Origin of the sequence: Streptococcus gwangjuensis (assembly GCF_028156745.1) — a bacterium.
GTDB lineage: Bacteria > Bacillota > Bacilli > Lactobacillales > Streptococcaceae > Streptococcus > Streptococcus gwangjuense_A.
In genome coordinates this window covers 24617-41477 of record NZ_JAODJG010000039.1, presented here as the reverse complement: position 1 = coordinate 41477, position 16861 = coordinate 24617, and the positions used below count along the sequence as shown (strand labels likewise).

The window sequence follows — 16861 nt, the reverse complement described above, 5'->3', positions numbered from 1 at the left end:
GCCTAGGAGCATCGCTCCAGCGTCAGATTTCCTATTTTTCAGTCGAATTTTACGGTCTTGGTATCTTGTATGAACAATACTGAATTTTATGATCGTCTGGGGGTGTCAAAAAACGCTTCGGCAGACGAGATCAAAAAGGCTTATCGTAAGCTTTCGAAAAAATATCACCCAGATATCAACAAGGAGCCTGGTGCTGAGGAAAAGTATAAGGAAGTTCAGGAAGCTTATGAGACTTTGAGTGACGACCAAAAACGTGCTGCCTATGACCAATACGGTGCTGCTGGAGCCAACGGTGGTTTTGGTGGAGCTGGTGGTTTCGGCGGTTTCGATGGGGCAGGAGGCTTCGGTGGTTTTGAAGATATCTTCTCAAGTTTCTTTGGCGGTGGTGGTGCTTCGCGCAATCCAAACGCTCCTCGTCAAGGGGATGACCTCCAGTATCGTGTGAACTTGACCTTTGAAGAAGCTATTTTTGGAGCTGAAAAAGAAGTTAAATACAATCGTGAAGCAAGCTGTAGTACATGTAATGGTTCTGGTGCTAAGCCAGGAACAAGTCCAGTCACTTGTGGACGCTGTCATGGAGCTGGTGTCATTAACGTTGATACACAAACTCCTCTTGGTATGATGCGTCGCCAAGTAACCTGTGATGTCTGTCATGGTCGCGGAAAAGAAATCAAAGATCCATGTACAACTTGTCACGGAACAGGTCATGAAAAACAAGCCCATAGTGTACATGTAAAAATCCCTGCTGGTGTGGAAACCGGTCAACAAATTCGCCTAGCAGGCCAAGGTGAAGCAGGCTTTAACGGTGGACCTTATGGTGACTTGTATGTAGTGGTTTCTGTGGAAGCCAGTGACAAGTTTGAACGTGAAGGAACCACTATCTTCTACAATCTCAACCTCAACTTTGTCCAAGCAGCTCTTGGTGATACAGTAGATATCCCAACTGTTCACGGTGATGTTGAATTGGTTATCCCAGAGGGAACTCAGACTGGTAAGAAATTCCGTCTACGTGGCAAGGGAGCTCCGAGCCTTCGTGGCGGTGCAGTTGGGGACCAATACGTTACTGTTAATGTCGTAACACCGACAGGCTTGAACGACCGCCAAAAAGCAGCCTTGAAAGAATTCGCAGCTGCGGGTGATTTAAAAGTCAATCCAAAGAAAAAAGGCTTTTTTGACCATATTAAAGATGCCTTTGAAGGAGAATAAAGTAAAAAGAGCCATCGGGCTCTTTTTACTTATCTTCAGTTTCCTGTATTTCTTTTATCACAGCTAGTCTAGTCTGGATATCTTTTTCCAAGACCTTAAACTTGTAAGTGAGGTCTTCTTGGTATTCCTTGATGAGTTCTTTTTGTTGGTCGATGATTTGCAGGCTATTTTGGATAATATCCACATCATCCTTGATAGCTTGAACGCGGTCAGTGGTATTCAAAACTTCATCTGTGATGGTTTGGCGATTTTTTGTGACCAGATAACTTCCGGCTGCAGCTCCTGCAAATAGCAGTAGGTTGGATAATTTCATGGCAACTCCTTAGGCGTTTTTGATAGTTTCAGCGACTTGAGCAAGTTTGTCAAAGTCTGGTTCGTGGGCGATAAAATCAATCTTGAGGTCATCGTCTGCACTGTAGCGAGGCACGAGGTGAACGTGGGTATGAAAGACGGTTTGCCCTGCGATTTCTTCACAGTTAGCAATGATATTCATACCAGCAGCCTTAGTAGCTTTCATGACTTTTTGAGCCACTTTTGGCACTTGGGCAAAGAGTTGGCTGGCGCTAGAAGGGTCCATTTCCAAAAGATTGCGATAGTGTTCTTTTGGCACGACCAAGGTGTGTCCTGGTGTCACTTGAGAGATATCAAGAAAGGCAAGAACCTGCTCATCTTCATATACTTTTGAAGCAGGAATTTCCCCTGCGATGATTTTACAAAAAATGCAATCTGACATAAAATCTACCTCTACTGTATTGAATTTTGATATAATATAGCTACATTATACCAGATTTGGAGAAAATATGTTAGAAATTAAAAATCTGACAGGTGGCTATGTCCATGTCCCTGTCTTGAAAGATGTGTCCTTTACTGTTGAAAGTGGGCAGTTAGTTGGTTTGATTGGTCTCAATGGCGCTGGGAAATCAACGACAATTAATGAAATTATCGGTCTGTTGACACCTTATAGCGGTTCTATCAATATCAATGGTCTGACCCTGCAAGAAGATGCAACGAGCTACCGCAAGCAGATTGGCTACATTCCTGAGACGCCTAGCCTGTATGAGGAATTGACCCTTAGAGAGCATATCGAAACGGTTGCTATGGCTTATAGTATTGAGCAAAAGGTAGCTTTTGAGCGAGTAGAACCTTTATTAAAAATGTTCCGTCTGGACCAGAAATTGGACTGGTTCCCTGTTCATTTTTCAAAAGGGATGAAGCAAAAGGTCATGATTATCTGTGCTTTTGTGGCGGATCCGAGTCTCTTTATCGTGGATGAGCCTTTCCTTGGTCTTGATCCTCTGGCTATTGCAGACTTGATTCAGCTTTTGGAAGTGGAAAAGCAAAAGGGTAAGTCTATTCTCATGAGTACTCACGTGCTGGATTCGGCGGAGAAGATGTGTGATGCCTTTGTCATTCTCCACAAGGGTGAGGTGCGTGCCAAGGGAAATCTCCTGCAACTGCGCGAAGCCTTTGATATGCCTGAGGCTAGTTTGAATGATATTTACTTGGCTCTGACCAAAGAGGAGGAGCTATGAAAGGCTTGTTTTTAAAGAGAAAGCAGGCTTTTCGTAAGGAGTGTCTTGGTTATCTGCGCTATGTTCTCAATGACCACTTTGTCTTGTTCCTGCTTGTTCTGCTGGGCTTTCTAGCCTACCAGTACAGTCAACTCTTACAACATTTTCCTGAAAATCATTGGCCTATTCTTTTGTTTGTAGGAATTACCTCTGTTTTACTTTTGCTTTGGGGTGGAATTGCCACTTATATGGAGGCTCCAGACAAGCTCTTTCTCTTGGTTGGAGAAGAGGAAATCAAGCTCCACCTCAAGCGTCAAACGGGCATTTCCCTAGTCTTTTGGCTCTTTATCCAGACCCTTTTCTTGCTGTTATTTGCGCCCTTATTTTTGGCAATGGGTTATGGTTTGCCTGTTTTTCTGGTCTATGTGCTTTTATTGGGGGTAGGAAAATATTTCCTCTTTCGTCAAAAGGCCAGCAAATTTTTCATTGAAACTGGACTGGACTGGGACTATGTTATTTCTCAAGAAAGCAAGCGCAAGCAAGTCTTGCTTCGTTTCTTTGCCCTCTTTACCCAGGTCAAGGGAATTTCAAACAGCGTCAAGCGTCGTGCCTATCTGGACTTTATCCTAAAGGCTGTTCAGAAGGTGCCTGGGAAGATTTGGCAAAATCTCTATCTGCGTTCTTATCTGCGAAATGGAGACCTCTTTGCCCTCAGTCTCCGTCTGCTCTTGCTGTCCATACTGGCGCAGGTCTTTATCGAGCAAGCTTGGATTGCGACAGCAGTGGTAGTTCTCTTTAACTACCTCTTGCTCTTCCAGTTGCTGGCCCTCTATCATGCCTTTGACTACCAGTATTTGACCCAACTTTTTCCACTAGATAAGGGACAAAAGGAAAAAGGCTTGCAGGCGGTAGTACGAGGATTGACCAGTTTGGTCTTAGTAGTGGAATTAGTCGTCGGCCTTGTGACATTCCAAGAAAAACTAGCCCTTCTAGCCTTGCTGGGTGCTGGTTTGGTTTTACTAGTCTTGTATTTGCCTTATCAGGTAAAACGTCAGATGCAGGACTAAGATGCTTATATGACACTAAAAAAGAAGTTGAGTTCAGTTTGTCTCAGCTTCTTTTTAGTTACTACAAGATAATGGTTGGTCCGTAGAGGCTCAACTTGGTCTTGACTTGGTCAAAGTGGAAGCGGTCATAGGCCCGCCAAGCGGCACGAGTAGGAGCATCTGGATCGAGAGCGCTGAGTCCCATGAGAAGACTGGAAGTCTGGTAAAATTTTTCCAGTTCAATCAAGACTCGATTATCCACTGTCTCAGCCTTGGCTAAAAAACCAAGAATAGAGTTTAATTGCTCCTGAAAGCGGACGTCGTCAGCGGTTGCCTGTTTGCATGCTTGATAGGCTTTGTTTAAGTCAGTAATCAAAGTCTGAGCTCTTTTGATAGGGTCTGTATCTGTCATGAGAATTCCTCCTTTCATCTGGGTGCTAGTCTTGTTTCTAGCAACTGTGTTTTGATACTGTCAGTTTATCATTTTTAGAGCTTTTTTCGCCTTCAAATCTTTAATTGTCCTTGAAATTTCCTGAATGGTACTGTTAAAATTTTATGATAAAATAGTTGTAAGATTATCATGCTTATTTGAGGAATAAGATACCCTTCAGGAGCGTTAAAGGCCTGTTTAGGATTTGGTAGGCTTGTATCATAGTATTTTTGCTATTCTCTTTTTAGGAAGAAATTGAAACAAGGAGAGTAAGAAGATGAGAATATTTGTTTTAGAGGATGACTTTTCCCAACAGACTAGGATTGAAACGACGATTGAGAAACTCTTGAAAGAACATCATATCGCTCCTAGCTCTTTTGCGGTCTTTGGCAAGCCAGACCAACTGCTGGCAGAGGTGCATGAGAAGGGGGCGCATCAGCTATTCTTTTTGGATATTGAGATTCGAAACGAGGAGATGAAGGGTCTGGAAGTGGCTAGAAAGATTCGGGATCGGGATCCTTATGCCCTGATTGTTTTTGTGACAACTCACTCGGAGTTTATGCCCCTGTCCTTTCGCTACCAAGTGTCTGCTTTGGACTACATTGATAAGGCCTTGTCGGCAGAGGAGTTTGAATCTCGGATCGAGACAGCCCTCCTCTATGCCAATAGTCAAGACAGTAAGAGTCTGGCGGAAGATTGCTTTTACTTTAAATCAAAATTTGCCCAATTCCAGTATCCTTTTAAAGAGATTTACTATCTCGAAACGTCGCCCAGAGCCCATCGTGTTATTCTCTATACTAAGACAGACAGGCTGGAATTTACAGCGAGTTTAGAGGAGGTTTTCAAGCAGGAGCCCCGTCTCTTGCAGTGCCACCGCTCTTTTCTCATCAATCCTGCCAATGTAGTTCGTTTGGATAAGAAAGAAAAACTCCTTTTCTTTCCCAATGGTGGGAGCTGTCTGATCGCGCGTTATAAGGTCAGGGAAGTGTCTGAAGCTATCAATAACTTACATTGAGTTAGGAGAGCTTATGTATAATATTTGGATTATATTGTATACACTAGTTATTATTGGGCTAGAAATTATCATGTTCTTTAAGGTAGATGGAATTGGTCTAACTTTTGAGAGAATTTTTAAGGCCTTTCTTCTGAAATTTCTTCTAGCAGCAATTGTTACAACTTTTAATTATTTAGTCTTGACTGACTATCTGTCATACTTTATAGAACCCTTGTTCGGCCTCAGCTTGTCTTTCTTATTGTTAAGAGGGCTTTCTAAAAGACTCCTTTTCTTTTATGGTCTCTTTCCAATTGTATTGATGGATATCTTTTACAGAAGTGTCTCCTATTTTGTGTTTCCGTTTTTTGGGAAAGGGATTGTAGATGGAGATGGAAATCCTGTCTTTTTGTTGATTATGATATTCGTTTGCTCCATAGTATTAGTCTTTTTGAAATGGTTGGACTATGATTTCACTAGCTTGAGAAGGGAGAGTATAGATAAAGATTTTCAAAAATCCCTGACTACGATTAACTGGATAATGGGGGCTTACTTTCTAGTCATGGAAACTTTGTCTTTCTTTGAATATGAACAAGTTATCCAATCAAAGACTGTTCGCCATTTTATTCTAGTGTTTTACCTACTCTTTTTTATGGGGATTGTCAAGAAGCTAGATACCTATTTGAAGGACAAACTTCATGAGAGACTGGACCAAGAGCAGGTCTTGCGCTACAGAGATATGGAACGCTATAGTCGGCATATAGAGGAACTTTACAAGGAAGTCCGGAGCTTTCGCCATGACTACACTAACCTCTTAACCAGCTTACGTCTGGGTATTGAAGAGGAGGATATGGAGCAGATAAAAGAGGTCTATGACTCGGTCTTAAAGGATTCTAGTGAAAAATTGCAGGACAATAAATATGACCTGGGCAGATTGGTGAATGTTCGAGACCGTGCCCTCAAAAGTCTTCTAGCAGGGAAATTTCTAAAAGCGAGAGATAAGAACATAGTCTTTAATGTCGAAGTTCCTGAGGAGATTCAGGTTGAGGGGATGAGCCTACTTGATTTTCTAACCATTGTGTCTATCCTTTGTGACAATGCTATTGAAGCCAGTGTAGAGGCCAGTCAACCTCACGTTTCAATCGCCTTTTTAAAAAATGGAGCACAGGAGACCTTTATCATTGAAAACTCCATCAAAGAAGAGGGAATCGATATTTCTGAAATCTTCTCCTTTGGAGCAAGTTCTAAAGGGGAGGAGAGAGGAGTTGGTCTCTATACCGTCATGAAAATTGTGGAAAACCATCCTAATACCAGTCTAAATACCACCTGTCAAGATCAAGTCTTTCGTCAAGTTTTAACGGTTCACTCGATGTCGGTTGATAATTAGAAGGTTTGTGAAGCAGAAGTACTGTCTGTAGTCATCAATTAAAATGCCATGGTATATGAGGTACCCTATATGAATAAGAAATCCTTTTTTATCATCTGTTCTACGTTGATCATAGCATCGAATCTTCTCATGATTTCCGTGGTGAACAAGGGAGAAGAAACAGGGAGTAACCTGTTTGTGATTGCTATAGCCTGTGTTATGTTACCAGCCTTTTTATATACAGTTGAAAACCAACTGACTTCATTGGTAAGAGTAGAATCAATACTCCTGATTCAGTTGACAGTTATATCCCTACTCCGTCTTATCAACAGAATAGGGAGTACGCCTGAAATCCTCAACATTATCATTACCCTTATCGCTTTGGCAGGTGGGACAGCTTGTATCCTGGTTGCGATCATGAGAATCTATCAGAACAGACGGAAGTAAGGCTGAATAGTTTTCTATTTTGTATTTTCACATTGTTAAGTTTCCATAGGGCAAGTATGTTTTTCATGCTTGCTTTTTAAATTTTTTACAATTCAAGATGTTTTGATGACCATTTATGATTTGAGTGTTCCAAGGATAAAATGAGTGCTATACTAGCAGTGTAAAGGTTGTAGCTAAACTAAGATAAAGCGTACATTTAGGAGGAAATCTTATGAAGAAAAAAATACTGATCATTTTCGTTCTGTATCTGATTATGTCTATCCTTCTTTATCCGCTTAGGGAGAGTATTTGGTATCATCTATTTTATACCATAGCCTATATGATTGCGGTTGTGATCTATTTTGCTTTAACTAAAAAGAAAGGAGCAAAGAAATGAAAACTTTTCTTGCTAAAAAACGGAACATCTTCCTTGCGAGATTGTTCCTAGGTCAGTTGCCCTTACTTGTCTCTACTTATCTATTTCTATCTCGTCAGTTTTTAAGTTTTTCCTTGGTTTTCCAATTTCTTTTAGTGGTTATTAACTTGGCTTCTATTTTGATCACTGTTTACCTCACTAGGGAAATGAGGATAAGAGAGTTTGAAGATGATGATTTGGTTAGTCCTAGAACCAATCAACTTATGTTCATTGGTTTGACAGGTTTTATGTCTATTATTTGTTTGTATAGAGGTATCACAGCAGGAGAATTCTATCAACAATTAATTGCCTACATTGGTGCCATTCTCTGCTTGATCATCATGCTTCTACTCATTTGGGGCTTGAAGTATTATAAAAAGTAGGGAAGAACTTTCTTCTTAATCTGCGGCTAGTCTATAGTCTGACAAGAGGAGGTCATCATGTATAAACACTTATTTTTCCTAGATTCCAAAACCTTAGACTGGTTGACACCTTATATTCTGGTCTTGGCTTCTGACACCATTGCTTTTAATGTTTTTGTGCTAACCTTTGTATCTGTGGTGGTCTTTTATTTCCTAAATCCCATGTTATCTTTAATGGCTATCTTCTTAGGGGCTGGCTATGTGGTCGGATTTTGGTTGCTAAAATGGTTTGTTTTGGAAAGATTAGAGCTCAAGGATGACTTGTAGGGAAGTCTGTTTGGTGAGGAGGATAATTTGATGAAGTTGTTTGATAAATTTCATGCCTTTTGTTTTGGATTTTTAGTACTACTAATCGTCATTACAGTTCCTTATACGATTAACCACGGGGATTTTTTTCAAAATGAATCTGAACTGATTATTGTAAGTCTTCTTGTAACCTCGCTGAGTGTTACTTATGCTAGACAGTTTGAAATGATTTCTTTTGGGATGTTAAGCAAGAAAGACATTTTGCTTTTCATTACAATCTTTCTTCTAAGTGTGCTTGAGACGCTGGTTTATATTCATTTCTTCGCTATTTCTTCTGGCGCAGGAGTTCAACACTTGGCGGAAGTCAGCAGAGGAATTTCTCTGTCTTTGATTTTGACTTCCTCAGTTTTTGGACCCATCCAGGAGGAACTCATTTTTAGAGGACTTCTTCAAGGTGCGGTTTTTGACAACTCTTGGTTAGGGCTTGTACTAACTTCCTCTCTCTTTTCTTTCATGCATGGACCTTCTAATGTCCCTTCGTTTATTTTTTATCTACTTGGGGGCTTGTTACTGGGCTTTGCTTATAAAAAGAGCCAAAACCTATGGGTTTCTACTCTAGTTCACATGTTTTACAATGCTTGGCCACTCTTATATTATTTATAAAAATTATGAAAGGTAAGTAGAAGACGGTGCTTACCTTTTTCTTTCTATAATGATACCCAAGCCACCCCAGAGGCTTTTCTTTGAGAATCGGGCGTGGAGCGGTTGACGAATAGGCCAAAAACTAGTAGAATAGTAAGGAAACTTTATACGGAGGAAAGAAATGGATTTGGGTGATAATGAGCTAACACTGACTCCCATACCTGGGAAAAGTGGCAAGGCTTATATGGGTAGCTATCCTGATGGGAAGCGTATCTTTGTAAAAATGAACACCTCTCCAATCCTACCTGGTCTAGCTAGAGAACAAATTGCTCCACAATTATTATGGAGTCGCCGTTTGGCAGATGGGCGTGATATGTGTGCTCAAGAATGGTTGACAGGCAAAATATTGACCCCTTATGATATGAATCGTAAACAAATCGTCAATATTTTAACCCGTCTTCATCGCTCACGTCCCTTGATGACACAGTTGAGTCGGTTGGGATATGCCATGGAAACACCTGTAGATTTACTACAGTCTTGGCAGGAAACGGCTCCAGATGCTTTGCGTAAAAATCATTTTATCAGTGAAGTGATGGCTGATTTACGTCAGACTATTCCAGGATTTAGAGAGGATCATGCGACTATTGTCCATGGAGATGTACGACATAGTAATTGGATTGAGACAGACAGTGGCTTGATTTATTTGGTAGATTGGGATTCGGTTCGCTTGACCGACCGCATGTTTGATGTGGCCCACATGCTCTGCCATTATATTCCAGAACATCAGTGGAAGGAATGGTTGACCTACTACGGTTACAAGTACAATCAAACGGTATTAAATAAATTGTATTGGTACGGTCAATTGTCTTATTTGAGCCAGATTTCCAAGTATTATATGAACCAAGATTTAGAAAATGTCAATCGGGAGATTCATGGCTTGCGTCACTTCCGAGACAAGTATGGAAAGAGAAGATGAGAGTTAGAAATCGTAAAGGGGCGACAGAATTACTAGAGGCAAATCCCCAGTATGTGGTCCTCAATCCCTTGGAAGCCAAGGGAAAATGGCGGGACTTGTTTGGCAATGATAATCCCATTCATGTGGAAGTTGGAAGTGGAAAGGGTGCCTTTGTTTCAGGTATGGCTAAGCAAAACCCTGATATCAACTATATCGGAATTGATATTCAAAAGTCTGTTTTGAGCTACGCTTTGGACAAGGTGCTTGAAGTTGGAGTGCCTAACATTAAGCTCTTGTGGGTAGATGGTTCTGACTTGACTGACTACTTTGAAGACGGTGAGATTGATCGCTTGTATTTGAACTTTTCAGATCCATGGCCTAAAAAACGCCATGAAAAGCGTCGTTTGACTTACAAGACCTTCTTGGATACCTTCAAGCGTATCTTGCCTGAAAATGGAGAAATTCATTTCAAGACGGATAACCGTGGCTTGTTTGAGTACAGCCTAGTGAGTTTTTCTCAGTATGGCATGAAGCTCAATGGTGTCTGGCTTGATTTACATGCCAGTGATTTTGAAGGCAATGTCATGACAGAATACGAGCAAAAATTCTCCAACAAGGGGCAAGTTATCTACCGAGTTGAGGCTCAGTTTTAATCTAAAGAGATTTCAAAAACTGTTTCGCATTCAAAAAGTTAAACGAATCATATATTCTAAGGATTTAGTTCTGTACTGAACAGAATTAGGTCCTTTTAGTTTGATTTCAAAACAGGTGGTTTTTGCTAAGTGTGTATTTGTAGCCAGATAAGTGGTATAATGAAAAGGTTATGAGAAATAGTATAAACCCTCTTGTATTCTATCTTTTCTTTTTTCTTATGATAGTTGGTTTGATTTTTTCTGATTATCAACAACATAGACAGATAGAGGTGCAAGCGGAAAAAGAGGTTCAAATAGAAAAAACTGAAACAACTATTGAAACCAGTGATGGAGAGGAAAATAAGGTTATCGAAGACAGATTGGACACGATGACCTTGGAAGAGAAAGTGGGACAATTATTTTGGGCCAGAGTTCCTTCTAATCATCAGATAGAAGATCTTCAATCCTATCATTTGTCTGGTTATATCTTATTTGGCAGAGATTTTGAGGGACGAAGTTTAGAGGATATAAAGGCTTTGACAAAGGGCTACCAAGCTGCTGCCAAGATTCCATTGTTGATTGGTTCAGATGAAGAAGGAGGGACAGTGACTCGTATCAGTTCGATATTAGAAACTCCTTTTCAATCTCCTAGGGCACTTTATCAGCAAGGGGGAATGGAGGCTGTGCTTTCTGATACGAAGCAAAAGGCAGAACTGTTAAAATCTGTTGGGATCAATGCTGGCCTTTTCCCAGTTGCAGATCTTGCAAGGAATCAGTCAGCATTCATTTATGATCGAACGATTGGACAAGATGCCCAAACAACTGCAAGCTATGTTCAGCAGGTCGTAGAAGAACTTAAAAAGAGTAAGGTTGGGTCAACCTTGAAACATTTTCCAGGATATGGCGATAATGGAGATAGTCATACCGCTATTATCCAAGACAACCGTTCTCTGGATGAATTAAGACAAGCAGATTTTCTTTCCTTTCAAGCTGGGATAGATGCTGGGGCAGATAGTGTCTTAGTCTCTCACAATATCTTATCTAAAATTGATACAGTACCATCATCAATCTCACCGAAAATCACCGACCTTCTTCGGAAGGAACTGCATTTCAAAGGTGTCATTATGACGGATGATTTTGATATGGCAGGATTAGCCGATTTTGTCAGTCAGGACGAGGCTACTTTCCAAGTGATTGTAGCTGGAGACGATCTGATTCTAGGTTCTTCCTATCAAACCCAGATACCTTATCTATTAAAGAAAATTTCCTCTGGAGAGTTGACAGAAGAGCGTATTGATGAGTCTGTCAGACGCATTTTAACTTGGAAATACGACTTGGGCTTATTAGGAGCGGCGCAGTAAGTCTTGTAAGCCCAGACAAAAAGCTGCAGGGTTAAATCCTTGCAGGTTAGCTTGATTTGTGTTATACTTATAGCAAGAATATGAGAAAGAGAGGCGGGGAAATATCTTCGCCTCTTGCTTATGAGGAGGTGGACGCAATCGCAACAATCGTAGAATTAGTCAGAGAAGTTGTAGAACCTGTCATAGAAGCGCCTTTCGAACTCGTGGATATCGAGTATGGAAAGATTGGCAGTGACATGATTCTCAGTATTTTTGTAGATAAACCTGAAGGAATTACCTTGAACGACACGGCAGACTTGACAGAAATTATCAGTCCTGTCTTAGACACCATCAAGCCAGATCCCTTCCCAGAACAATATTTCCTAGAAATTACCAGTCCAGGCTTGGAACGTCCTTTAAAAACCAAGGATGCCGTTGCTGGAGCGGTTGGGAAATACATCCATGTCGGGCTCTACCAAGCCATCGATAAGCAAAAGGTCTTTGAAGGAACCTTAGTGGCCTTCGAAGAGGACGAGTTGACCATGGAATATATGGACAAGACGCGTAAGAAAACCGTCCAAATTCCATACAGTTTAGTATCAAAAGCACGTTTAGCAGTTAAATTATAGAAAAAGAAAGGATAGCTTTTGAGGATTCAAAAGTGAAGAAAACATGAGTAAAGAAATGCTAGAGGCCTTCCGCATTTTGGAAGAAGACAAGGGAATCAAAAAAGAAGATATCATCGACGCAGTAGTAGAGTCGCTTCGTTCCGCTTATCGCAGACGCTATGGTCAATCAGACAGCGTAGCTATTGACTTCAACGAAAAAACAGGTGACTTTACCGTTTATACTGTCCGTGAAGTGGTTGATGAAGTATTTGATAGCCGTTTGGAAATCAGCTTGAAAGATGCTCTTGCCATTAATTCAGCCTATGAGCTTGGTGACAAAATCAAGTTTGAAGAAGCACCTGCTGAGTTTGGTCGTGTAGCAGCTCAATCTGCCAAACAAACCATCATGGAAAAAATGCGCAAGCAAACACGTGCCATCACTTACAATACTTACAAAGAACATGAGCAAGAAATCATGTCTGGTACAGTAGAACGCTTTGACAACCGCTTCATCTATGTCAACCTTGGCAGCATCGAAGCCCAATTGTCAAAACAAGACCAAATCCCTGGAGAAGTTTTTGCTTCCCACGATCGTATCGAAGTTTATGTCTACAAGGTTGAAGACAACCCTCGTGGTGTCAACGTCTTTGTTAGCCGTAGCCATCCAGAAATGATCAAACGTTTGATGGAGCAAGAAATTCCAGAAGTTTATGATGGAACTGTTGAAATCATGAGCGTGGCTCGTGAAGCTGGTGACCGTACCAAGGTTGCAGTTCGCAGTCATAATCCAAACGTGGATGCTATCGGTACAATCGTTGGACGTGGTGGTGCGAATATCAAGAAGATTACTAGCAAATTCCACCCAGCTCGTTACGATGCCAAGAGCGACCGTATGGTACCAATCGAAGAAAATATCGACGTTATCGAGTGGGTAGCAGATCCAGCTGAATTTATCTACAACGCTATCGCTCCTGCTGAGGTTGATCAAGTTATCTTTGACGAAAACGACAGCAAACGTGCCTTGGTGGTTGTTCCTGATAACAAGCTTTCTCTTGCTATTGGTCGTCGTGGACAAAATGTTCGCTTGGCAGCTCACTTGACTGGTTACCGAATCGATATCAAGTCTGCTAGCGAATTTGAAGCTATGGAAGAAGCTGGTTCGGTAGATTTGGGATCAGAAAACGATACTGTAGAAGAATAAAAGCTTCTAAAGGAGGGAAAGATGAAAACGAGAAAAATCCCTTTGCGCAAATCTGTTGTGTCTAACGAAGTGATTGATAAGCGTGATTTGCTCCGCATTGTCAAAAACAAGGAAGGACAAGTCTTTATCGATCCGACAGGCAAGGCCAATGGCCGTGGCGCTTATATCAAGCTAGACAATGCAGAAGCCCTAGAGGCTAAAAAGAAGAAGGTCTTTAACCGTAGCTTTGACATGGAAGTGGAAGAAAGCTTTTATGACGAGTTGATCGCTTATGTGGATCATAAAGTAAAAAGAAGAGAGTTAGGACTTGAATAAGCAAAAGATAAGCAATCTCTTGGGACTCGCTCAGCGAGCAGGCAGGATCATATCGGGTGAGGAATTGGTCGTTAAAGCCATTCAAGACGGCAAGGCCAAGTTGGTTTTTCTAGCCCATGATGCAGGACCCAATCTAACCAAGAAGATTCAAGATAAAAGTCATTATTATCAAGTAGAAATTGTAACCGTGTTTTCAACACTGGAATTAAGCATAGCAGTCGGGAAATCGAGAAAGGTTTTGGCTGTAACAGATGCTGGATTTACAAAGAAAATGAGGTCTCTTATGGAATAGAAGAGGAGGACATGATTTGTCTAAGAAAAGATTGTACGAAATCGCAAAAGAACTTGGAAAAGAAAGTAAAGAAGTTGTAGCGCGTGCAAAAGAGTTGGGCTTGGATGTGAAAAGCCACTCATCAAGTGTGGAAGAAGCTGTTGCTGCAAAAATCGCTGCCAGCTTTAAGCCTGCTGCTCCGAAAGAAGAAGCAAAACCTGCAGCACCCAAAGCAAGTACAGAAAAGAAAGCCGAAAAATCTGAGCCAGCTAAACCAGCTGTAGCCAAGGAAGACGCAAAAACGGCTGAGCCAGTTGCTCCTAAAACAGAAAAAGTAGCAACTAAACCGCAAAGCCGTAATTTCAAGGCTGAACGTGAAGCCCGTGCCAAAGAGCAGGCAGAACGACGCAAGCAAAATAAGGGCAATAACCGTGACCAACAACAAAACGGAAACCGTCAGAAAAATGACGGACGTAATGGTGGAAAACAAGGTCAAGGCAATCGCGACAATCGTCGCTTTAATGACCAAGCTAAGAAACAGCAAGGTCAGCAAAATCGTGGAAATGAGCGCCGTCAACAAGAGGACAAACGTCCAAATCAAGTGGCTCCACGTATTGACTTTAAAGCCCGTGCAGCAGCCCTAAAAGCAGAGCAAAATGCAGAATATGCCCGTTCAAGTGAGGAACGTTTCAAGCAGACTCAGGCTGCCAAAGAAGCCTTAGCCCAAGCTAACAAACGCAAAGAGCCAGAGGAAATCTTTGAAGAAGCTGCTAAGTTAGCTGAACAAGCGCAACAAGTTCAAGCAGTGGTTGAACCAGCTCCTGTGAAAAAAGAAGCTGCAGTGGATACACGTCGTAAGAAGCAAGCCCGACCAGACAAAGAACGTGATGATTATGATCACGAAGAAGATGGTCCTAGAAAACAACAAAAGAATCGAAGTAGTCAAAATCAAGTGAGAAATCAAAGAAATAGTAACTGGAATAACAATAAGAAGAACAAAAAAGGCAATAACAAGAACAACCGTAATCAGACTCCAAAACCTGTTACAGAACGTAAATTCCATGAATTGCCAACAGAATTTGAATATACTGATGGTATGACCGTTGCGGAAATCGCAAAACGTATCAAACGTGAACCAGCTGAAATCGTTAAGAAACTTTTCATGATGGGTGTCATGGCCACACAAAACCAATCTTTGGATGGGGAAACAATTGAACTCCTCATGGTGGATTATGGTATCGAAGCCAAACAAAAGGTTGAAGTGGATAATGCCGACATCGAGCGTTTCTTTGTTGAAGATGGTTATCTTAATGAAGATGAATTGGTTGAGCGTCCACCAGTTGTAACTATCATGGGACACGTTGACCACGGTAAAACAACACTCCTAGATACCCTTCGTAACTCTCGTGTTGCGACAGGTGAAGCAGGTGGTATCACTCAACATATCGGTGCCTACCAAATCGTTGAAAATGGCAAGAAGATTACCTTCCTTGATACACCAGGACACGCGGCCTTTACATCAATGCGTGCGCGTGGTGCTTCTGTTACCGATATTACTATCTTGGTCGTAGCGGCAGATGACGGGGTTATGCCTCAGACAATCGAAGCCATCAACCACTCAAAAGCAGCCAACGTTCCAATCATCGTAGCTATTAACAAGATTGATAAACCAGGTGCCAACCCAGAACGTGTTATCGGTGAATTGGCAGAGCATGGAGTTATGTCAACCGCTTGGGGTGGAGATTCTGAATTTGTTGAAATCTCGGCTAAATTTAACCAAAACATCGAAGAATTATTGGAAACAGTCCTTCTTGTGGCTGAAATCCAAGAACTCAAGGCAGACCCAACAGTTCGTGCTATCGGTACAGTTATAGAAGCGCGCTTGGATAAAGGAAAAGGAGCGGTCGCAACCCTTCTTGTTCAACAAGGTACCTTGAATGTTCAAGACCCAATCGTTGTCGGAAATACCTTCGGTCGTGTTCGTGCTATGACCAATGATCTTGGTCGTCGTGTTAAGGTTGCAGGCCCATCAACACCAGTTTCTATCACAGGTTTGAATGAAGCGCCGATGGCGGGTGACCACTTTGCTGTTTACGAAGATGAAAAATCTGCGCGTGCAGCTGGTGAAGAACGTGCCAAACGTGCCCTTATGAAACAACGTCAAGCTACCCAACGTGTCAGCCTTGAAAACCTCTTTGATACCCTTAAAGCTGGTGAACTCAAGTCTGTCAACGTTATCATCAAGGCCGACGTACAAGGTTCTGTTGAAGCCCTTTCTGCCTCACTTCAAAAAATCGATGTAGAAGGTGTTAAAGTTACCATCGTTCACTCAGCAGTCGGTGCCATCAACGAATCAGACGTGACTCTTGCCGAAGCTTCAAATGCCTTTATCGTTGGTTTCAACGTACGCCCTACACCACAAGCTCGTCAACAAGCTGAAGCTGACGATGTGGAAATCCGTCTCCACAGCATTATCTACAAGGTTATCGAAGAGATGGAAGAAGCCATGAAAGGGATGCTTGATCCAGAATTCGAAGAAAAAGTTATCGGTGAAGCAGTTATTCGTGAAACCTTCAAGGTGTCTAAAGTGGGAACTATCGGTGGATTCATGGTTATCAACGGTAAGGTTACCCGTGACTCTAAAGTTCGTGTTATCCGTGACGGTGTCGTTATCTATGATGGTGAACTTGCAAGCTTGAAACACTACAAAGACGACGTCAAAGAAGTTACAAATGGCCGTGAAGGTGGATTGATGATTGACGGCTACAATGATATCAAGACTGATGATGTGATTGAGGCCTATGTCATGGAAGAAATCAAGAGATAAGATTTTTTTGC

At 41.7% G+C, this 16861-nt stretch carries 20 protein-coding genes; 17 read left to right on the top strand and 3 right to left on the bottom strand.

Annotated features, from left to right (window positions below):
* Positions 1–69: 69 nt before the first annotated feature.
* A complete protein-coding gene (gene dnaJ, locus N5909_RS08385) occupies positions 70–1206 on the top strand; it encodes a molecular chaperone DnaJ (RefSeq protein WP_001066308.1) in 1137 nt (378 codons plus the stop codon).
* Between the two features lie 25 nt (positions 1207–1231).
* On the opposite strand, the gene N5909_RS08380 is transcribed toward dnaJ, so the two are convergent.
* Positions 1232–1519, bottom strand: coding sequence for a hypothetical protein (locus N5909_RS08380; RefSeq protein ID WP_120770564.1), 288 nt, complete (start codon positions 1517–1519; stop codon positions 1232–1234).
* 9 nt (positions 1520–1528) lie between these two features.
* Complete coding sequence (locus tag N5909_RS08375) at positions 1529–1939, bottom strand: HIT family protein (protein ID WP_271631126.1); 411 nt, start codon at positions 1937–1939, stop codon at positions 1529–1531.
* 67 nt (positions 1940–2006) lie between these two features.
* On the opposite strand from N5909_RS08375, the gene N5909_RS08370 reads away from it, so the two are divergent.
* Positions 2007–2738 (top strand): ABC transporter ATP-binding protein, encoded by a 732-nt coding sequence (locus N5909_RS08370; RefSeq protein ID WP_271631125.1) that lies wholly within the window; start codon positions 2007–2009, stop codon positions 2736–2738.
* Positions 2735–3784 carry an ABC transporter permease gene (locus N5909_RS08365; protein WP_271631124.1) on the top strand — a complete coding sequence of 350 codons (1050 nt, stop codon included), beginning with the start codon at positions 2735–2737 and terminating at the stop codon, positions 3782–3784. The genes N5909_RS08370 and N5909_RS08365 overlap by 4 nt, the downstream gene beginning before the upstream one ends.
* 61 nt (positions 3785–3845) lie before the next feature.
* Here the strand turns inward: N5909_RS08365 and N5909_RS08360 are convergent, their stop codons facing one another.
* On the bottom strand, positions 3846–4175 hold the full coding sequence (locus tag N5909_RS08360) for a hypothetical protein (protein ID WP_004261043.1): 330 nt from the start codon (positions 4173–4175) through the stop codon (positions 3846–3848).
* Between the two features lie 295 nt (positions 4176–4470).
* Here N5909_RS08360 and N5909_RS08355 point away from each other — a divergent pair, with 295 nt between their 5' ends.
* From N5909_RS08355 to infB, 14 genes are all read left to right on the top strand, one after another.
* Positions 4471–5208, top strand: coding sequence for a response regulator transcription factor (locus N5909_RS08355; RefSeq protein WP_271631123.1), 738 nt, complete (start codon positions 4471–4473; stop codon positions 5206–5208).
* 13 nt (positions 5209–5221) lie between these two features.
* Positions 5222–6571, top strand: a complete 1350-nt coding sequence (locus N5909_RS08350) for a sensor histidine kinase (RefSeq protein ID WP_271631122.1) — start codon at positions 5222–5224, stop codon at positions 6569–6571.
* A 177-nt stretch (positions 6572–6748) separates the two neighbouring features.
* The gene (locus tag N5909_RS08345) at positions 6749–6997 is read left to right on the top strand and encodes a hypothetical protein (protein ID WP_271631121.1); all 249 of its coding nucleotides are present in this window, start codon (positions 6749–6751) and stop codon (positions 6995–6997) included.
* 372 nt (positions 6998–7369) lie between these two features.
* Positions 7370–7774 carry an immunity protein gene (locus tag N5909_RS08340; protein WP_271631120.1) on the top strand — a complete coding sequence of 135 codons (405 nt, stop codon included), beginning with the start codon at positions 7370–7372 and terminating at the stop codon, positions 7772–7774.
* Between the two features lie 57 nt (positions 7775–7831).
* Complete coding sequence (blpZ, locus tag N5909_RS08335; RefSeq protein ID WP_000276515.1) at positions 7832–8080, top strand: immunity protein BlpZ; 249 nt, start codon at positions 7832–7834, stop codon at positions 8078–8080.
* Between the two features lie 30 nt (positions 8081–8110).
* Entirely contained in the window at positions 8111–8722 is a 612-nt protein-coding gene (locus tag N5909_RS08330; RefSeq protein ID WP_271631119.1) for a CPBP family intramembrane glutamic endopeptidase, read from the top strand.
* A gap of 160 nt (positions 8723–8882) precedes the next feature.
* Positions 8883–9677 (top strand): cell cycle regulator CcrZ, encoded by a 795-nt coding sequence (ccrZ, locus tag N5909_RS08325; protein ID WP_000362999.1) that lies wholly within the window; start codon positions 8883–8885, stop codon positions 9675–9677.
* The gene (gene trmB / locus N5909_RS08320; RefSeq protein WP_001266095.1) at positions 9674–10309 is read left to right on the top strand and encodes a tRNA (guanosine(46)-N7)-methyltransferase TrmB; all 636 of its coding nucleotides are present in this window, start codon (positions 9674–9676) and stop codon (positions 10307–10309) included. Before ccrZ ends, trmB begins: the two co-directional genes overlap by 4 nt.
* 170 nt (positions 10310–10479) lie before the next feature.
* Positions 10480–11649 (top strand): glycoside hydrolase family 3 protein, encoded by a 1170-nt coding sequence (locus N5909_RS08315; protein WP_271631118.1) that lies wholly within the window; start codon positions 10480–10482, stop codon positions 11647–11649.
* A 128-nt stretch (positions 11650–11777) separates the two neighbouring features.
* Positions 11778–12257, top strand: a complete 480-nt coding sequence (gene rimP / locus N5909_RS08310; protein WP_049515952.1) for a ribosome maturation factor RimP — start codon at positions 11778–11780, stop codon at positions 12255–12257.
* A 43-nt stretch (positions 12258–12300) separates the two neighbouring features.
* Positions 12301–13437, top strand: coding sequence for a transcription termination factor NusA (gene nusA / locus N5909_RS08305; protein ID WP_033681345.1), 1137 nt, complete (start codon positions 12301–12303; stop codon positions 13435–13437).
* A 21-nt stretch (positions 13438–13458) separates the two neighbouring features.
* A complete protein-coding gene (rnpM, locus tag N5909_RS08300; protein ID WP_000857557.1) occupies positions 13459–13752 on the top strand; it encodes an RNase P modulator RnpM in 294 nt (97 codons plus the stop codon).
* Entirely contained in the window at positions 13745–14044 is a 300-nt protein-coding gene (locus tag N5909_RS08295; RefSeq protein WP_001041390.1) for a YlxQ-related RNA-binding protein, read from the top strand. The genes rnpM and N5909_RS08295 overlap by 8 nt, the downstream gene beginning before the upstream one ends.
* A gap of 16 nt (positions 14045–14060) precedes the next feature.
* Complete coding sequence (gene infB / locus N5909_RS08290; RefSeq protein ID WP_271631117.1) at positions 14061–16850, top strand: translation initiation factor IF-2; 2790 nt, start codon at positions 14061–14063, stop codon at positions 16848–16850.
* Positions 16851–16861: the final 11 nt, after the last annotated feature.